The sequence below is a fragment of the Paenibacillus sp. 2TAB19 genome (genome assembly GCF_052115185.1).
Lineage (GTDB): Bacteria > Bacillota > Bacilli > Paenibacillales > Paenibacillaceae > Pristimantibacillus.
This window is the reverse complement of record NZ_JBFRGE010000009.1, coordinates 1-17,557: the sequence shown is the minus strand read 5'-3', so window position 1 is coordinate 17,557 and position 17,557 is coordinate 1. Positions and strand designations below refer to the sequence as shown.

General features: G+C 46.9%; 17 protein-coding genes. 11 read left to right on the top strand and 6 right to left on the bottom strand.

From position 1 onward, the window contains the following. The first annotated feature begins 10 nt into the window (after positions 1-10). Entirely contained in the window at positions 11-1,753 is a 1,743-nt protein-coding gene (locus AB4Z33_RS05920) for an ABC transporter ATP-binding protein (protein WP_442049031.1), read from the top strand. Continuing rightward, a complete protein-coding gene (locus AB4Z33_RS05915) occupies positions 1,743-3,593 on the top strand; it encodes an ABC transporter ATP-binding protein (RefSeq protein ID WP_442049140.1) in 1,851 nt (616 codons plus the stop codon). Before AB4Z33_RS05920 ends, AB4Z33_RS05915 begins: the two co-directional genes overlap by 11 nt. Before the next feature lie 23 nt (positions 3,594-3,616). On the opposite strand, the gene AB4Z33_RS05910 is transcribed toward AB4Z33_RS05915, so the two are convergent. Next, the gene (locus tag AB4Z33_RS05910; RefSeq protein ID WP_442049030.1) at positions 3,617-4,180 is read right to left on the bottom strand and encodes a TetR/AcrR family transcriptional regulator; all 564 of its coding nucleotides are present in this window, start codon (positions 4,178-4,180) and stop codon (positions 3,617-3,619) included. Positions 4,181-4,389: 209 nt separating this feature from the next. Between AB4Z33_RS05910 and AB4Z33_RS05905 the strand changes: the two genes are divergently transcribed. Continuing rightward, a complete protein-coding gene (locus AB4Z33_RS05905; protein ID WP_442049029.1) occupies positions 4,390-4,752 on the top strand; it encodes a MerR family transcriptional regulator in 363 nt (120 codons plus the stop codon). An 18-nt stretch (positions 4,753-4,770) separates the two neighbouring features. Continuing rightward, positions 4,771-5,811 (top strand): NAD(P)-dependent alcohol dehydrogenase, encoded by a 1,041-nt coding sequence (locus AB4Z33_RS05900; RefSeq protein ID WP_442049028.1) that lies wholly within the window; start codon positions 4,771-4,773, stop codon positions 5,809-5,811. Between the two features lie 57 nt (positions 5,812-5,868). Here the strand turns inward: AB4Z33_RS05900 and AB4Z33_RS05895 are convergent, their stop codons facing one another. After that, entirely contained in the window at positions 5,869-6,996 is a 1,128-nt protein-coding gene (locus AB4Z33_RS05895) for a glycoside hydrolase family 88/105 protein (protein WP_442049027.1), read from the bottom strand. A 155-nt stretch (positions 6,997-7,151) separates the two neighbouring features. On the opposite strand from AB4Z33_RS05895, the gene AB4Z33_RS05890 reads away from it, so the two are divergent. Continuing rightward, positions 7,152-7,991 (top strand): AraC family transcriptional regulator, encoded by an 840-nt coding sequence (locus AB4Z33_RS05890; protein WP_442049026.1) that lies wholly within the window; start codon positions 7,152-7,154, stop codon positions 7,989-7,991. Between the two features lie 65 nt (positions 7,992-8,056). Here the strand turns inward: AB4Z33_RS05890 and AB4Z33_RS05885 are convergent, their stop codons facing one another. Further along, positions 8,057-8,578 (bottom strand): C40 family peptidase, encoded by a 522-nt coding sequence (locus AB4Z33_RS05885; protein WP_442049025.1) that lies wholly within the window; start codon positions 8,576-8,578, stop codon positions 8,057-8,059. Between the two features lie 273 nt (positions 8,579-8,851). Further along, a complete protein-coding gene (locus AB4Z33_RS05880) occupies positions 8,852-9,916 on the bottom strand; it encodes a GntR family transcriptional regulator (RefSeq protein WP_442049024.1) in 1,065 nt (354 codons plus the stop codon). 153 nt (positions 9,917-10,069) lie between these two features. Between AB4Z33_RS05880 and AB4Z33_RS05875 the strand changes: the two genes are divergently transcribed. The 4 genes from AB4Z33_RS05875 (at position 10,070) to AB4Z33_RS05860 (ending at position 14,206) form a co-directional block, all read left to right on the top strand. Continuing rightward, positions 10,070-11,386, top strand: a complete 1,317-nt coding sequence (locus AB4Z33_RS05875; protein WP_442049023.1) for an ABC transporter substrate-binding protein — start codon at positions 10,070-10,072, stop codon at positions 11,384-11,386. Positions 11,387-11,468: 82 nt separating this feature from the next. Beyond that, the gene (locus AB4Z33_RS05870; protein WP_442049022.1) at positions 11,469-12,353 is read left to right on the top strand and encodes a carbohydrate ABC transporter permease; all 885 of its coding nucleotides are present in this window, start codon (positions 11,469-11,471) and stop codon (positions 12,351-12,353) included. A gap of 2 nt (positions 12,354-12,355) precedes the next feature. After that, positions 12,356-13,198 (top strand): carbohydrate ABC transporter permease, encoded by an 843-nt coding sequence (locus AB4Z33_RS05865; protein ID WP_442049021.1) that lies wholly within the window; start codon positions 12,356-12,358, stop codon positions 13,196-13,198. A 30-nt stretch (positions 13,199-13,228) separates the two neighbouring features. Then, entirely contained in the window at positions 13,229-14,206 is a 978-nt protein-coding gene (locus tag AB4Z33_RS05860) for a glycoside hydrolase family 43 protein (RefSeq protein WP_442049020.1), read from the top strand. 76 nt (positions 14,207-14,282) lie between these two features. Here the strand turns inward: AB4Z33_RS05860 and AB4Z33_RS05855 are convergent, their stop codons facing one another. Then, positions 14,283-15,725: a DHA2 family efflux MFS transporter permease subunit gene (locus tag AB4Z33_RS05855; RefSeq protein ID WP_442049139.1), complete on the bottom strand. Its 1,443-nt coding sequence runs from the start codon at positions 15,723-15,725 to the stop codon at positions 14,283-14,285. A 285-nt stretch (positions 15,726-16,010) separates the two neighbouring features. Here AB4Z33_RS05855 and AB4Z33_RS05850 point away from each other — a divergent pair, with 285 nt between their 5' ends. Next, positions 16,011-16,625 carry a TetR-like C-terminal domain-containing protein gene (locus AB4Z33_RS05850; RefSeq protein WP_442049019.1) on the top strand — a complete coding sequence of 205 codons (615 nt, stop codon included), beginning with the start codon at positions 16,011-16,013 and terminating at the stop codon, positions 16,623-16,625. 142 nt (positions 16,626-16,767) lie between these two features. Beyond that, the gene (locus AB4Z33_RS05845; protein ID WP_442049018.1) at positions 16,768-17,052 is read left to right on the top strand and encodes a hypothetical protein; all 285 of its coding nucleotides are present in this window, start codon (positions 16,768-16,770) and stop codon (positions 17,050-17,052) included. 92 nt (positions 17,053-17,144) lie between these two features. Here AB4Z33_RS05845 and AB4Z33_RS05840 read toward each other — a convergent pair whose 3' ends face one another. Beyond that, positions 17,145-17,354: a hypothetical protein gene (locus tag AB4Z33_RS05840; protein WP_337101165.1), complete on the bottom strand. Its 210-nt coding sequence runs from the start codon at positions 17,352-17,354 to the stop codon at positions 17,145-17,147. Positions 17,355-17,557: the final 203 nt, after the last annotated feature.

Genomic DNA, 17,557 nt, shown 5'->3' with positions numbered 1-17,557 from the left:
AGGTGACTGAATGTGGAAGCTTAAGCGATTTTTGAAGCCGTATTGGCTGTGGTGCTTACTAGCACCGCTGCTGATGGTTGTCGAGGTGGCAATGGATTTGCTGCAGCCGTCTCTTATGGCAAGCATTGTGGATAATGGAATTATGAGTAATGACCTTTCCCATATTATGAAGACTGGATTGCTGATGATCGGCGTCGCCTTAATCGGTTTAATCGGCGGGGTTGGTTGCACCATATTCTCCAGCATTGCCTCTCAAAATGTCGGCAATGATTTGCGGATTCGGTTGTTTGAACATATCCAGACGTTATCGAATCGGAATTTGGATCAGTTAAAAACGGGATCTCTAATCACTCGTTTAACGAATGATGTGGTGCAGTTGCAAACATTCGTGCAGATGATTCTTCGAATGATCCGGTTTCCGTTGCTTTTCATTGGCAGCTTGGTGATGGTTTTCCGAATCAGTCCATCGCTAGCCCAGATTCTCGTTGTCGCCGTACCGATTCTATTCATAATCTTGTTTGGACTCATCCGGTTATCTTTTCCTTTGTTTGAACGTATGCAAGCTAAGCTTGACGGGGTAAACGTAGTTCTGCAAGAAAATTTGACTGGTATCCRTGTCGTTAAGGCATTCGTCCRCGCCAAGCATGAACAGCAGCGATTCAATGCAGCGAATAAGGACTATACAGAAACAGCAATAAAAGCCGTACGATTAATGGCGTTAAATATGCCGCTTATGATGCTTGTGCTGAACGTAAGCATTGTTGCCGTCCTATGGTTCGGCGGCTTGCAGAGCTGGAACGGCAAGCTGACGGTCGGTGAGCTGGTCGCCTTCATTAACTATGTTACCCAGCTGCTGATGTCCATGCTCATGCTGAGTACGATGCTGACTTTCGTCTCGCGGGCGAAGGTTTCCGCTTATCGGGAAAACGAAGTGTTTGATTCGGTAAGCGAGATTACGGAAAATTCAAATGCGAGCGGTGACGCCATTCACACAGGACTGATCGCATTCAATAACGTATCGTTCACCTATGATCAGAGCGATGAGAACCTCGTGCTGGAAGGCATTGATTTCACCGCGAAGCCTGGAGAAACCGTTGCGATATTGGGAGCTACGGGAGCTGGCAAGTCAACGCTTGTTAGTCTCATTCCGCGGCTTTACGACGTGTCCTCCGGCTCGATTACAATTGACGGAACAGACACGCGTTCGATGAGCCTTGATCATTTGCGCAGCCGAATCGGATTCGTCATGCAGCAGACGATTCTGTTCAGCGGCACGATTCGCGATAATATACGTTACGGACGGCCCAATGCATCTGACCAAGAGGTTGAGGAAGCCGCGCAAGCCGCACAAGCTCATAACTTCATCACTGAGCTTACGGCAGGGTATGACACTTTGCTCGGTCAACGTGGCATCAATCTGTCCGGCGGACAGAAGCAGCGGTTATCGATCGCGCGCGCTTTCTTAAGCGATCCAGCCATTCTGATTATGGATGACAGCACAAGCGCGTTGGATGCGGCAACGGAGTCAAGGCTTCGGCAGCATATGAAATCGCAACAACGCCGCAGCACCAACATCATCATTACGCAACGGATTTCGTTTGTCATGGACGCAGACCGTATATTAGTTCTAGATAACGGCAAGATCGTTGCACAAGGCTCGCATGAGCAATTAATGCACAGCAGCGAAATATACCGGGATATTCGCCAATCACAGTTGAAAGGAGAGGAAGAGGTATATGGCCATGCTAACTAAGAGCAAGGATGCTGAATCTCCCAACAGGTCGACAGAATTATTCGGAAGAATGCCAGGTCATGGCCCGGGTCTAGGACGCGGCGGCCCCGTACCGAAGGCGCGCGCCAAAAATCGAGGAGCAACGATCAAGCGTATCTGGGCGTATATGAATCGCCAGCGTTCCGGTCTAATGATCGTGTATGTGTTCACCGTATTGGGTGCGATTCTTACTTTGATCGGTCCGTACCTTATGGGTCAAGCGATTGATCATGCGGTCATACCGGCCGACTATGACGGACTTATCCGTTATTGCTTGCTTATACTAGGAATTTATGTGCTGGGAAGCGTCATTGCGTGGGTGCAAGCGTATGTTATGACCTCCGTTTCGCAGAAAACGGTATTCGAGCTGCGTCGTGATTTATTCGGCAAATATCAGGAGCTGCCAGTTCCTTTTTTTGACACGCATGCGAACGGGGAACTCATGAGCCGGGCTACGAACGACATCGAGAACGTGTCCAATACGCTGAATCAAAGCGTGACGCAACTGCTGAACAGTCTGATTACGCTAAGCGGTTCACTCGTCATTATGCTCATGCTGAATGTTCCCTTGACCGTTGTATCGCTCATCACGATTCCGTTAGTCCTTATCGCCAGCCGCAAAATCATTGGCCTCAGCAGTCAATATTTCAAAAAGCAGCAGCGGCATTTGGGCGAACTGAACGGGTACATCGAGGAGACGATCAGCGGACAGAAGGTAGTTAAGCAATATCGCAGGGAAGAGCTTGAAGTGAAACGGTTCCGGGCGATCAGCGGTGAGTTGAACAAGGTTGGTATCCGAGCGCAGATCATGTCGGGTCTTGTAGGTCCGGCCATGAACATGATCAATAATCTCGGCTTCGCCATCATTGCCGGCGTTGGCGGCTGGATGGCTTATCACGAGCTGGCTACGGTAGGAGCGATCGTCAGTTTCCTTAACTACTCGAGGCAATTCGGCAGACCGATCTCGGAGCTTGCCAATCAATACAATCTGATTCAGTCGGCTATCGCGGGCGCTGAAAGGGTATTTGAAGTGATGGATAGGTCTTCCGAATACGAGCAAGCTACTCCTATGGAATTGCCAAGATTGACTGGAGAAGTTTCATTTCGCGATGTGTCCTTCGGTTATAAAGCAGACGTTCCGATTCTGAGCGGAGTAACCTTCGACGCGAAGCCAGGCGACAAAATAGCGCTCGTTGGTCCAACGGGCGCCGGCAAGACGACCATCGTTAATTTGCTGATTCGGTTTTATGAATTGAGCGGAGGCTCTATTCTTATTGACGGCAATGATATCCGAAAGCTGGACAAAAACGCTTTGCGCAGTCAGGTGGGGATGGTGCTGCAGGATGCGCACTTATTCTCGGGGACCGTTCGGGATAACATTCGCTTCGGAAGACTGGACGCATCCGACAAGGAAGTGGAGGAAGCTGCCAGGCTGGCGAATGCAGAAGGGTTCATAACCAGGCTGCCGCACGGTTACGACACGACGCTAAGCTCGGAAGGCGGCAATCTGAGCCATGGACAACGGCAACTGCTGACCATTGCGCGAGCGATTCTCGCCGATCCGGCCATTCTCATTCTAGACGAAGCGACAAGCAGTGTGGATACTCGTACCGAAATGCATATCCAGCAAGCGATGAAAACGTTGATGAAAGGGCGTACCAGCTTTGTGATCGCTCATCGATTAAGTACGATTCAGGATGCGGACCGGATTCTCGTCATACAGCAAGGGCGGATTGTCGAGCAAGGCAATCATGAACAGCTGCTGGAGCTCCAGGGCGTCTACTGCGACCTCTATAATAGTCAGTTCATGCAGGCTATTTAGAAGATAAGCCATGAATGACGATATTATTTCTCGCCCTTGACTAATTGAGTAATTTGATTGGCCATATAAATAGGACTGTACGGCGTTTTTTCCTTCAGCCACCAGGTTACGATTCCTAATGTCGATGAGGCTAAAACCTCGTTAAGCACATGGAATTGTCTGCCTTTCGATCTTCTTTCCTCCCCCCACTCCGTGATAATGCCCATCAGCATAGCGAACACGCGATCGTGGAACGCTTTGTTGTCCAACATTACCGTATATAATCCGGCATTGCGATAAAAGTGTTCCAAAAATGAAGTAAGCGCCGGATGCGACGAGGGGGTAGGGGGAGACTTCTTGATCGCCTCGATTGTAATCGTCTGGTACATCTCACCCAGCACATCCTCAATCATGTGCTCCATCAGATCCTCAATGCTGTCGTAATGCAAATAGAACGTTGCACGGTTCAATTCAGCCCGATCGGCGATCGATTGGACGGTCAGCTTGCTCTTATCCGGATCTTCTTGAATTAATGCGATAAGCGCTTCCTTAAACATTTTCCTCGTCCGTTTGATTCGAGGATCTATTTTGTCGTTCTCCGATTTCATCGATTCTCATCCTTATTTTCTATTTTGCGGTCAAACTTTAATCATGCTAGTATCTTATCAGCACTGTATCTTTTAATCAACAATACGTCTATTACGCCGTTCGTAATAAAGTATTTTCAAGAAGGTGTTGACTTGGAGTTAACTCCAAGGTGTACACTTCAGTAGTCGGCTGGCAGGCAGCTTTAGTTAGATGAAGGAGGTGAACCCGCATGCTGACCATTGCGGAAGTGAGCGACAAATTCGAGCTTTCTCAGGATACGCTCCGTTATTATGAACGAATAGGTCTGATTCCGCGCGTCAATCGCAAAAAAAGCGGATTCCGAAGTTATACCGAAGAAGACTGCAGATGGGTTGAATTCATTAAATGCATGCGTAACGCAGGTCTGCCTGTTGAGGTGTTAATCGAGTACGTGGCATTGTTTCAACAAGGGGATGAAACGCTCGAGGCAAGGAAAGAGCTGCTTATTGAGCAACGAAGGCTGCTAAACTCGAGAATTGAAGATATGCAAAGTACGATGGAGCGGCTGGATTATAAGATCGAACGGTATCAAGAAGCAGTAGTGGACAAATAGATAAGGAGAGAAAACCATATGTGCAAAACCCATGTATTAAGCGTACCAACTGCAAAAGCGCCTTTTGAGAAAACGACGATCGAGCGGCGAGAGCTCCGGCCTAACGACGTCTTAATCGATATCAAGTATTGCGGTATATGCCACTCCGACATCCATAGCGCTTACGATGAATGGGGAGGCGGCATGTTCCCTATGGTTCCGGGACATGAGATGTCCGGTGTGGTAACGAAGGTAGGAACGGCCGTAACGAAATTTGCTCCAGGCGATCRCGTTGGCGTCGGATGTTTCGTTGATTCGTGCGGCACATGCGAATATTGCTTAAGCGGTGAAGAACAATATTGTACGAAAGGCGTTATCAATTCGTATAATTCACTAGACTACGATGGCAATCTCACCTACGGCGGTTACAGTGAGCATATCGTCGTAAAGGAAGAGTTCGTTGTCCGTATACCTGACAAGCTGGACCTGGATGTTGCCAGTCCGCTATTATGCGCAGGCATTACGACGTACTCTCCTTTGAAAAAATGGAACGTCGGTCCGGGCAAGAAGGTTGCCATCGTAGGAATGGGCGGGCTTGGACATCTTGCTGTCCAGTTCGCGCATGCACTGGGAGCGGAGGTAACGGTACTCAGCCAGTCCAATTCCAAACGAGACGAAGCGATGGAGCTCGGTGCAGATCATTATTATGCCACAAGCAATTCAGCTGTGTTCGCTGAGCTTGCTAACCGATTTGACCTTATCCTTAATACCGTATCTGCAAACTTGGACGTAGATGCGTACTTATCTACGCTGCGAATTGACGGAACGCTCGTCAACGTCGGAGCGCCTTCCGAGCCGGATTCGTATCAAGTGTTCTCGTTAATCATGAGTCGCCGCAGCATAGCGGGTTCACTTGTAGGCGGCATTCGTGAAACGCAGGAGATGCTTGATTTCTCCGCTCAGCATGGCATCGCCCCGAAAATCGAAGTAATTCGCGCAGAGCAAGTAGATGAAGCTTTCGAGCGCATCCTTTGCAGCGATGTGCGTTATCGCTTCGTGATTGATATGGCGACCTTGTAACTGTATTGTGAAATTAAAAAGCTGAAGCCCGCTATATGCGGGCTTCAGCTTATTTGTTTATTGAACCGATTGAGCAAGGTTCATCTCAATGCACATGAGAATGAAAGCGCCTGCGCCATGCAGGTCATTCTCGCTGGTCGGGCGGGCAATATAGTGGGCATAATCGCCGATCCCCGTGCCAATGCATATTTGACCGATGATAACATTGCCGTTCTCGTCGAATTTCAGCGTATCAATGACGCCTTGATAACCCTTCCATGCATATTGCAGGTAGCTGGCGTCTAGATGACCCAATCGCACAGCCTTGGCAATCGCGTGAACGTACAACGAGGAACAGGAGTTTTCCAGCCAGTTATCGGCCAGGTAGCCTTTATCCACAACCTGATACCATAAGCCGGTAGCCGAATGCTGATAGGCAATCAGTGCGATAAGCAGATCTTGCACGATCGTTATGAGCGCAGCTTTATCCTTATGGTCATCGGGCATATGCTCGAACATTTCGAGCAGAGCGACGGGATACCAGCCGATCGCGCGTCCCCAGAACTGTGAAGCTTGGCCCGTGTCCGGGTCAGCCCAGCTTGCTGACTTGGTTTCGTCCCAGCCGTGGTACAGCAAGCCGGTTACGGGGTCCTTCGTATGCTTCTCCATCAATAAGGCCTGATGGGTCATCCTATCAAAATATTCGCTCTCGCCAAACGTCTTCCCGAATTGTACAGCAATCGGTCCGGCCATATACAAGCTGTCGAGCCACATTTGATTCGGGTAATGTTCTTTGTGCCAGAATCCTCCTGACGGATTCGTCTTCCATGTTTTGAAAAGCGGAACAAGGTTGTATAACGCTTTCTTGTACTTTTCATCTTTCGTTTGCTCGTAGAGGTTAAAGAGCAGGACACCTGGTTGAATATCGTCCAACTCATCAGGCTTATGTTTCTTGAAGCTGCCATCCTCAAGAACTTGGCTGTCCACCCAGCGCTTAATATATTCGTAATAGCGATGGTTGTTAGTCTGCTGCCAACATTTCTCCATGCCGGACAGAAATACGCCTTGATGATAATGAAAGCGATCGGGCGGCAGCGACTCCGGCTCATATTTGAACATTAAAGCCTCGCAAGCTTTCTCGGCCCATTGTATGGGGGTCAGTTCCGCTTGTAATTCCGCTTTCACATTAGATGATGATGCACTCATATTCTGTATGCCTCCTTCATCAATTTATAAAACTATAGTAGCATGATGAATATGTACATTTTTTGCTTAAATCGTTTGTTTCTTCTCATATCTTGCGTCCGTGAATTGAAATCGTATAATAGAGAGACAATTGGCGGGGAGGAGAGCGGCGTTTCATGGACGATTTTTTATATGACAACGGCGAGGGCAGCTTTTTGGTGTCGTATCGGAAAGCTTTGAGCCATCATATGCCGATCAGCCATTTCCACAGTACGTATGAAATCTTTTATCTGATGTCGGGCAACCGGGAGTTTTTTATTAAGGATCGAACGATGCAGATTGACGAGGGGGATGTCATTATTATCTCTCCGAATATTTTGCATCGCACGATCAATGCGGCAATGCCTAAGCATGAGCGGCTTATCGTGAATATTTCCGAGAGCTATATGGCAGCGGTTAATCGTTCTTATATGGAGCTGCTTCAGCCGTTGTTGTCAAAAGAATACATGGTCATCAAATGTTCCTTGCACGATCAGCTCTCCATTAAGTCGCTGTCGCATCAGATCATGCAGGAGATGCAGGATCAGAAGCCGGGCTTCGAGATGTATATGCAGACGTTGGTTATACAGCTGCTCATCATATGCTGCCGGCATGTTAGGCAAGACAGCAAGGGACATTGGGAGTCTCCAAGCCTCATGCACGAAACGATCTCGAATATTGTAAAGTATATCAACAGCCATTATGGGCAGGAGCTGTCGCTGCATTTGCTAGCCGAGAAATTTTACGTCAGTCCTTATTATTTGAGCCGTACCTTCAAGGAGGCGACCGGCTTCACGTTCGTGGAGTATTTGAACAGCGTAAGGGTGAAGGAGGCGAAGAAGCTTCTTGAGCAATCAGGGATGAAAGTAGGCATGATTGCCGCTAAAGTAGGCTTCGGAAGTGTTACTCACTTTGGCAGAGTGTTCAAGTCGGTGACCGGTTATGTACCTTTGCATTACAGGAAAGGAAAGAGTTAGAGGGGATTGGGATGACCTGATAGGTGAAAACCTTGATTGTTAATCCCCTCTAGAAGCAGCTGCATTTATTTAATGACGCGTCTAGCGACTACAAATCTTTGTTTGTACCAGTTGTTCGTATAGATGTTCGTAATGACTACGTCGCGTTCTGCTGTAAGATTGTGAATCATTTTGCCGTCGCCTATGTAGATGCCTACATGACCGACGTCGCTTTTGTTCTTGCTGTTAAGCCAGAAAAATACGAGATCGCCTTTCTGAAGATTGCTCCACGATACTTTCGTGCCCACTTTAGCTTGATCGTCATCGTCTTTGTTTACGAGCGATACCCCAATATTGGCAAGTCTATAAGTTAGGTATGTGAATCCAGAGCAGTCTGTTTTGTAAGGGGGCTTCACTTCTTGTCTTTGTTTCCAGTTCACATACTGTACTTTGCTCTGCAGCGAGAGTGCAGTTTGAACCACTTTATTTTGTTTCGCCGTTACGGATGCCGAGGCAGCATCTACATTGGCAGTTGCAAATAAGGAAGTGGCAGGTAAGCTGACGGCTAACATTAACATGGCTAATTTTGTTTTAAAGCCTTTTTTCATGATCGATCATCTCTCCTCGTTGTTCGTCTCCCTTGTATTATAAAGACCCTTCGGAGGAGTAAAAAACCTGCAAAAATTGGCATGTAAACGCGACAATTACATAATAGGGTTAGAAAAAGTCAGTGTTTATACGGGTTTTTGGCATCATAAACGTACTGGAATAATTGGGATGAATAATTTCTTTCTTGTTGATCAATAGCGACTATGTTATAATGCTTGATTTTTGAATAATGGATCGTTTTTGAGAGTTCAAAAGATCCTTCTTACGTACAGTTAAGGAAATATAAGCTGGACGGACACGACGACGCTTTGCGGGGCGTAGGCGTGCATGATTTGATCTCGCAGCAGCGATACGGCGGCACGTGCCATCTCCCGTTCGTCCTGCTGTACATATGCGACGTTCGGTATGCCCGGATCGTCGAAAGAAATCAGCTCCACATTAGTCTGCCCTTCGATGCTTTGAAGAGCTTGCGATGTCAGTTGGGCAATTTCCTCCGTTAATGTAAAAGCTGCCGTGATCGACTTGTGTCCTTGAAGGAAGTCCGTAATGTAAGCAAGCGCGCGGTCGCTGCGGAGAATATCAAGCGGTACATGGCACCATAGATTCTTATCGATAGAAATTTCTTGGTCGATGTATGCTTTCTCGACCCCGGTCGTCCGATCCTCGACGGCCGTATTTGCGTTCTCCGGAGAAATGAGCGCAATATGGCGATGTCCTTTCCCAAGCAGATACGACACTGTATCATAAGCCCCGCCTAGATTGTCTGATGTAATCGTATAGGTCTCGATATTGCGAAGATAACGATCAATAAAGACGAAAGGGAACTTATCAAGCGACAATCGCAGCAACGATTCGTTATATTTCTCATCCTCGGTAGGGAAGACGATCAAGCCTTGAACGCCGGCATCGACTAAATCACGGATGGATTTGGATTCCTCTGCAGCCGATTCGCGCGTAATGCTCAATATCATTTGGAAGCCGGCTTCCTTTAAGTGAAATTCCATGTAGTCGACGAGCTTCTGGATGACGCGGGTTTTCATGGTTGGAATAGTGAAGCCGATTAACGGAAGGGCGTTAGGCGCAGCAATCCGCATCGACGAAGTGCCGGCTAGCTTTACATCCGCCGCGACGAACGTTCCTTTGCCTTGAATGCGGGTGACCAGTCCTTCATCGGCCAGTTCGGTAAGCGCGTTCTTGACCGTGATTTTGCTTACCTTGAATTCATCCATTAATTCTTGTTCCGAAGGAATGCGATCGGAAGGTCGAAGCCTTCCCGAAATGATTTTCTCGCGAATCTGTTGTTGGATTTGTTTGTAGAGAGCCGTTTTCTTTATCAAGTCATCCACTCCCAATAAAAAATATGATTTTATACTCAATTGGTTATATAAATAATAATTAATAGCTATTATAATCCAAAGAGTAAAGCGCTTTCAAGCTTGACATTAAAGCGATTAAGCGCGTTAACCAAATTTTCAAGGGGGATTATCCGAATGAAAAAAGCGCTTCATTATTCGCTTGCTTTGGCACTGGTCAGCTCAATGGCATTAACTGGTTGCAGCTCGGGAAACAACGAAAATAATGCTTCTTCCGGATCCAATTCGTCTAAATCAACGTCCGGAACAACTACGCTTGAATTTTGGACCTTCAACGAACTGCATCAGAAGTTTATGGAAAGCATGACCGAGAAGTGGAACGCTGCTCATCCGGATACGTTGATCAAATTGACCGCGACGACATTCCCTTATGACGACGCTCACAACAAGCTGCTCTTGGCGCTTCAATCCGGCAAAGGCGCACCGGATCTCGCGGATATCGAGATCAGCAAAATCGGCAACTATCTGAAGGGTGATCCGCAGTTCGTAGAGCTTAACGACATTGTTGAACCTGCGAAAGACAAATTAGTGATGTCCCGTCTCGACAACTATGCCAAAGACGGCAAATATTACGGCATTGACTATCATGTCGGAGCGCAAGTCATTTATTACAATAAAGAAATTCTGGATGAAGCTGGCGTAAACGCGGATAACATCATTACATGGGATGATTTTGAAGCGGCAGGCAAGCAAGTGCTTGAGAAAACCGGCAAGCCGATGACGACTGTGGAGACGACAGACCAATGGTCGTACTGGCCGATGGTCGTTCAGCACGGCTCAGACTTCCTTGATAAAGACGGCAATGTGACGTTGAACGATCAGGCTAACGTAGATGTCCTGACGTATCTGCAAAAGCTCGTGAACGAGAAGGTTGCCATCGCTGCTCCCGGCGGCTTCCATCATGCCGAAGAGTATTACGGCTTCATGAACGGCGGAGGCGCCGCTTCGATCTGGATGCCGATGTGGTATATGGGACGATTCACTGACTATATGCCGGATCTGAAAGGCAAAATCATCATTAAGCCAATGCCTGTATTCAAGCAAGGCGAACTGCGCTCCTCTGGTATGGGCGGCACAGGTACAGTGATTACGAATCAATCCAAAAACCAAGATATCGCGAAGAAATTCCTGGAGTTCGCGAAAATATCGAAGGAAGGCAACATCGAAATTTGGAAGCAGCTTGGCTTTGATCCAATCAACACAGAGGCTTGGACGGATCCTGCGATGAACGAGTCTAACAAATACACAGACTACTTCGGCACGGGCATCTTCACCTTCCTCGACGGCTTGAAGAGYGAGATCGCGCCTACGAACATTAAGGAAAGAACGCCTTCCGTATCCGACGTCATCAAGACGAAGGCCATGTTCCAAGCGCTTAATGACATGAAAGATCCGAAGCAAGCGCTCGACGAAGCAGCAGAAAGCATTAAGTAATATAAATCGAACAGGGAGCTTTGCCGAAGAATCGACTTCTTCGGCAAAGTTTCTCCTGCCAGGAAAGGAGCGAATGGGCGAAATGAGATGGATGTATAATCAGCGGCTCGCGCCTTATGTATTCGTGCTTCCGTTCGTGCTCTCGTTGGCGGTATTTTTTGTCTATCCCGTCATGTCGACGATCATCATGAGCTTTCAGGAAGTACTTCCGGGACAGACGCATTTCATCGGATGGACGAATTACAAGGACTTATGGACGGATGATTCCTTCTACACCGCAATGTGGAACAGCTCGAAATACACCTTTTGGACACTCGTCGTCTTAATTCCGATGCCGCTTGTACTGGCCGTATTCCTTAATTCCAAACGTATGAAGTGGAGTTCGTTTTTCCGCTCCACCTTGTTTGTTCCGGCCTTAACGTCGGTTGTTGTAGCAGGTATCGTATTCCGCCTCGTATTCGGTTCGCTTGATGCTTCCGTCATGAATACGTTCCGCCACATGCTCGGCTTCGAGACAATCAATTGGCTCGGMAATGGCATGACGGGCATGCTCGTACTCATCATATTGGCAACTTGGCGTTACGCGGGCATTAACATCGTCTACTTCATGTCGGCCCTGCAGTCCATACCGAATGAGCTGTACGAATCGGCAGATATTGATGGCGCGAATACGTGGCAGAAGTTTCTGCGTATCACGCTTCCGTTATTGAAGCCGATCGCGATTTACGTGATTACAATTAGTATTTATGGCGGTTATGCCATGTTTACGGAAAGCTTCATTTTATGGAGCGGCAATCGTTCGCCGAACGACATCGGTCTCACGATGATTGGACTGCTCTATCGTCACGGCATTGAGAAGAACAGTCTAGGGCTCGGCTCCGCAATCGGAATCGTTCTTCTGACGTTTACGATGATCTTGAATGTGATTCAACTTCGACTATTCGGCTTGTTCAAGAAGGAGGATTGATCATGAAGACCAAGCGATTCCATCCGCAAACGATCCTTCTGATCGTCCTGTTCCTAATATTCGCCGCTTTGGCATTGTTCCCGTTCTATTGTTTGGCGCTCGCTTCACTGAAGCCGTCCAAAGAACTGCTCCGATTCGGGCTCAACATTCGTCTGCAGCCGGAATTGATTTCTTTCGATAATTACTCTTTCATGTTCTCGTCGGGTGCCGCCAAGTATGCGAATTGGTACAAGAACAGCTTGATCATAACCGTCTTCTATACAGTGGGCTGTATGCTGCTATCATCCATGGTTGGTTATGGACTCGCGATGTACCGGTTCTTTGGACGAAATCTCGTTTTCCTATGCGTGCTTCTCGTCATGATGGTGCCGGTAGAGATTATTATGCTGCCGTTGTACAAGCAAATGATCGCACTTGATTTGATCGATCGCTTCAGCGGTGTCATATTGCCATTCGTCGTCTCGCCGCTGCCGATTTTCTTCTTCAGACAGTATGCATCCAGCTTGCCGAAAGATTTTCTTGATGCCGGGAGAATAGACGGCTGCTCGGAGTACGGTATTTTCTTCCGGATCTTCGTACCGCTTATGACGCCTGCGTTCGGCGCAATGATCATCGTTCAGGCGTTAGCCAGCTGGAATAGCTTCGTGTGGCCGTTGCTTGTGCTGAACTCGGCCGAGAAGCTGACGCTCCCAATCGGTCTATCCAGTCTCGTAACGCCGTACGGCAACAATTACGATATTTTGATCGCAGGATCTGTGCTTGCGATTGTACCAATCATGCTCATATTCGTTTTTTTCCAACGTTATTTCGTATCCGGTCTAACTGTGGGCGGCGTTAAAGGCTAATCATTAAATAACATAAAAGCAGGTGACAGGATGGGAGTCCAACAATCAAAGCTAGACGGCGTAAAGCCATTAATCGAACAACGCGCTGATCCGCATATTTTCCGCCATTCCGATGGCTATTACTATTTCGCAGCCTCCGTGCCCGAATACGACCGCATCGAGATTCGAAGAGGGAGGACAATCGAAGAGCTTTCTCGCGCGAATCCGGTTGTAGTCTGGAGAAAACATGAATCGGGCCAGTTAAGTGCAAACATATGGGCTCCCGAAATTCATCATATCGACGGCAAATGGTATATCTATTTCGCCGCCGCCCACACAACAGAGACGATTGAAGGTTTGTTCGATCATCGGATGTTCGTACTGGAGAACGGGAATGCAAGTCCACTGGAAGGGGAGTGGGAGGAGAAGGGGCAAATTCGCACTGCTTGGGAAAGCTTCTCGCTAGACGCTACGACTTTCGAGCACCGAGGAACTAGGTATTATGTCTGGGCTCAGAAGGATCGGCAAATAGATGGCAATTCCAATCTCTACATTTCAGCTATGAGCAATCCATGGACGCTGACCGGGGAACAGACGATGATATCGATGCCGGAATACGACTGGGAAACGATCGGCTATAAGGTGAACGAAGGCGCCTCGTTCCTCCGCAAGGACGGCTTGTTATTCCTCTCTTATTCGGCAAGCGCGACCGACTTTAACTATTGTATGGGACTGCTTGAGGCAGACGAAGACGCCGACCTGCTAGACGCCGCGTCTTGGCGTAAGTCGCTTGTGCCGGTCTTGACGACCGAAGAGAATCTTGGATTGTACGGGCCTGGACATAACAGCTTCACGCTAACGGAAGACGGCACGAATGCATTGCTTGTCTTTCATGCGAGAACGTATAAAGATATTTCAGGTGATCCGCTATACGACCCGAATCGGCATACATTCGTTGCGGAGCTCCAATGGAGTAGCGACGGAAGGCCGGATTTTCGCAGTTCAGTCGCTATGCTTTCGCGTGTCTGATCTTAATCATATAAAAGAGACTACTTTCCTTCTATGAGGGAAGTAGYCTCTTTTATATGATTAATTATTTATGCAATTAAGCTTCTTTGAGGACGGATTTCTTCAAGGCTACTGCAGGTTCTTCATCTGGAGCTTGAGGAACGCGCTTAATGAAGAAGGAAAGCAGCAATGCGATGACACCGATTCCTACAATGACGAGGTAAGCATCGTTGATCCCTTGAATAGATGCTTCCATAAGCAGATGCTCTTGAGTAGCGCCTTCGCCAGCACCTGATGTAACCATATCCTTCATATGTGTCGCCGTACGGTTAGTCATGACCGTAATAAGAAGGGAAGTGCCTACCGCGCCTGCAACCTGCCGAACGGTATTGGAGATCGCCGTACCATGCGCATTGAGTCTATTAGGCAATTGATTCAGACCTGCGGTTTGAACCGGCATCAGCAGCAAGGCCATCCCGATTCGACGTCCCGTCGACATAAGCAGGAGATACGTATAGCTGGTCGAATCCGTTAAGTTGATAAAGCCAATCGTAGTAGCAATCGTAATAATCATACCGACAATGGACAGCCACTTCGCTCCGAATTTATCGAACAGCTTGCCTGCAACCGGCATTAGGAAGCCCATCAAAAGCGCACCAGGGAGCAGCAGCAAGCCGGATTCTAATGCCGTGTAACCACGGTTGTTCTGAAGATAAAGCGGAAGGAGCATCATATCCGCATACATAACCATCGTAACCGCAATATTAATAACTGTTGTTAGCGAGAACATGCTGTACTTAAAAGCTCGAAGATCGAGCAATGGATTTTTGTTTTTGGCCATCAGCTGTCTCCAAGTGAATAGAGCAAGAGCTATGACGCCTGCCACAATGGACTCGATAACTTCTGCGCTTGACCAGCCCGCACTGCCTGCCCGGCTGAAGCCGTATAGCAAGGTGCCGAATCCAATAGTGGACAGAATAACGCTGACTAGATCGATTTTGGTATTCCCGCGTTCAGATACGTTTCGAAGGAAAATAAATCCGCAGACGATAACAATGACCGCAAGCGGGATCATGCCATAGAACATCGTTTGCCAAGCGTAATTTTCAAGAATATAACCGGCTAGTGTAGGTCCGATTGCTGGGGCGAAAATAATAGCCAACCCCATCATGCCCATCGCTGCTCCCCGTTTCTCAGGAGGGAATAGCGTAAGAATAACATTCGTAAGCAGCGGCATGATGATACCCGCGCCAGCTGCCTGGATCATACGGCCTGTTAACAAAATCTCGAATGTATGCGCGAGCGCAGATACGATTGTACCGACAAGGAAAATGATCATGGAAGCTTGGAATAACTGCCTAGTCGTAAATCGCTGCATGAAGTAGGCCGTAATCGGAATTAGCACCCCGTTCACGAGCATGTAACCCGTTGTCAGCCACTGTGCGGTTGCGGCCGTGATGTTGAAATCAATCATGAGCTCTGGGGTAGCGACACTCATGATCGTTTGATTCAACGTCGCTAGAAAGGCGCCCAAAATCATAATGATTAAGATTGGCCCTTTTTGTATGGAACTGCTGTTTGGTATCTTGCTTTTACTCAACTTACTCCATCCTCTCCAACATTTCTTCTAATCTATTTTACAATGTGTAAAATACTCAACATCGTATAAAGTAGAATATAATAAGAAAGCATGGTCTTACAAGCAACGCATCTTGACGAAATGTAAACTAGTTGTCACTATTAATCAAAGTGTCGTTTATCTCTAAAATATAAGACAAAATTTCAAATATTGTAGATTAACAAAATGTAGGAGATGAATCAAGAAATGACAGATCGTAATAAACCAAGGATTGATCCTCGGAAAATTCGTACTCGAATGCTGCTAAAGGATGCTTTCATTGATCTTTTGCAGGAAATGGATATCGGAAAAATTTCCGTTAACCGAATTGCGGAGCGCTCCGGCATTAATCGCGTCACTTTCTATCTGCACTATCATGATATCTCGGACATGATGGAGAAAATGGCGGACGATATGGAAGAAGACATTCGAAATGTATTAAATCAATTACCGGTGGGTAGCAATCAATCGTTATTAGATTTCGATATGGTAAATTTGGTAAACTTGCTTGAACATATTGCGGCTAACGCCAAGTTTTATAAAACGATTTTAAGCTCGAAGCAAACATCAATCTTTACAGACCGTTTATTGAAAATCTTGACCGAAATGATTGCCTCCCGAATAGAGCAGGGAGCAGGCGCGAGCAATAGAATCATTTCGGCATCAGGCGCGCCGAAGGATATTGCGATTTGGTATGGATCGGCAGCTTTAATCGGAACGATCGTGCAGTGGCTAAGAAATGATATTCCGTATACACCGCTCTTCCTTGCGCAGAACTTCTCTGCATTAACGCGGAGAAATTACATAGTACAAGGACATTAATCTTGCCTTTCCTGTCGCGGAAACAGAAGAGGCGAAGGCCTTCCATGTCAAACATACAATCGTATTGTTAATCAATGAATACAATATGATGTATTCCAATAACAGGAAGGGGATAGTTACTTTGAATCGCAATTACTATAATATGAGTCAAGCAGGTAACAACATGAATCAAGTAGCAGGYGTGAGTGACGCTGAATTTTGTCCCGATTGTCCAACCCAAACTATTTTTGATCCTCCAATTACGCAATACGAGAACTACTACCATCCGCAGCTTGTAAATGTCGTTCAAAATATTGAAACAATCAAAMAGCATCACTGCTGCCCAGTCTATAAGCACCAGTACACGTATTCTGAAAAAAATGTGATGGTTTCAAGCGCAAAGCGCGGAAAACGCGCCAAAACATCTTCCAAGAAACGTTCGAAATAATAATGTGATGTGAATGACGAAGACCCGCAAGATGGCTGCTTCCCTAACGAAGCTGCCGTCTTGCGGGTCTTATTGTTAAACCTAAACGTATTCTAGACGAAAAATGTATTTGCCGCTCTGTGGATGATGCTTCCATCTGACATGCGAACGGAGTCTTCGTTGTATCCAATGATGGTTGAGGCAGGTCTAATTTGCATGCCGTTTTGCATCGGTTTAATAATTTTCTTTTGAGCAATCGCTACTTCAAAGTCTTTGTTCGTGATCAATTTTTGACCTTCTTGAAGTGTAATTTTTTGTTGCATATCGTATGCCCTCCACGGTTCTAATTGTTATCTACGCTAAGTTCAAATGATACACTAATTTCTTTATATAATGCAATGGAATAGACCGTAATTTTTCAAAAAGTTCAATTATTTTTTAATGTTTATAAATCATTGTTTTTTAAAACCGGATTATGATGTTTCATTATGCATATTGTGTTTTGCACAAGTATGCGATATATTGC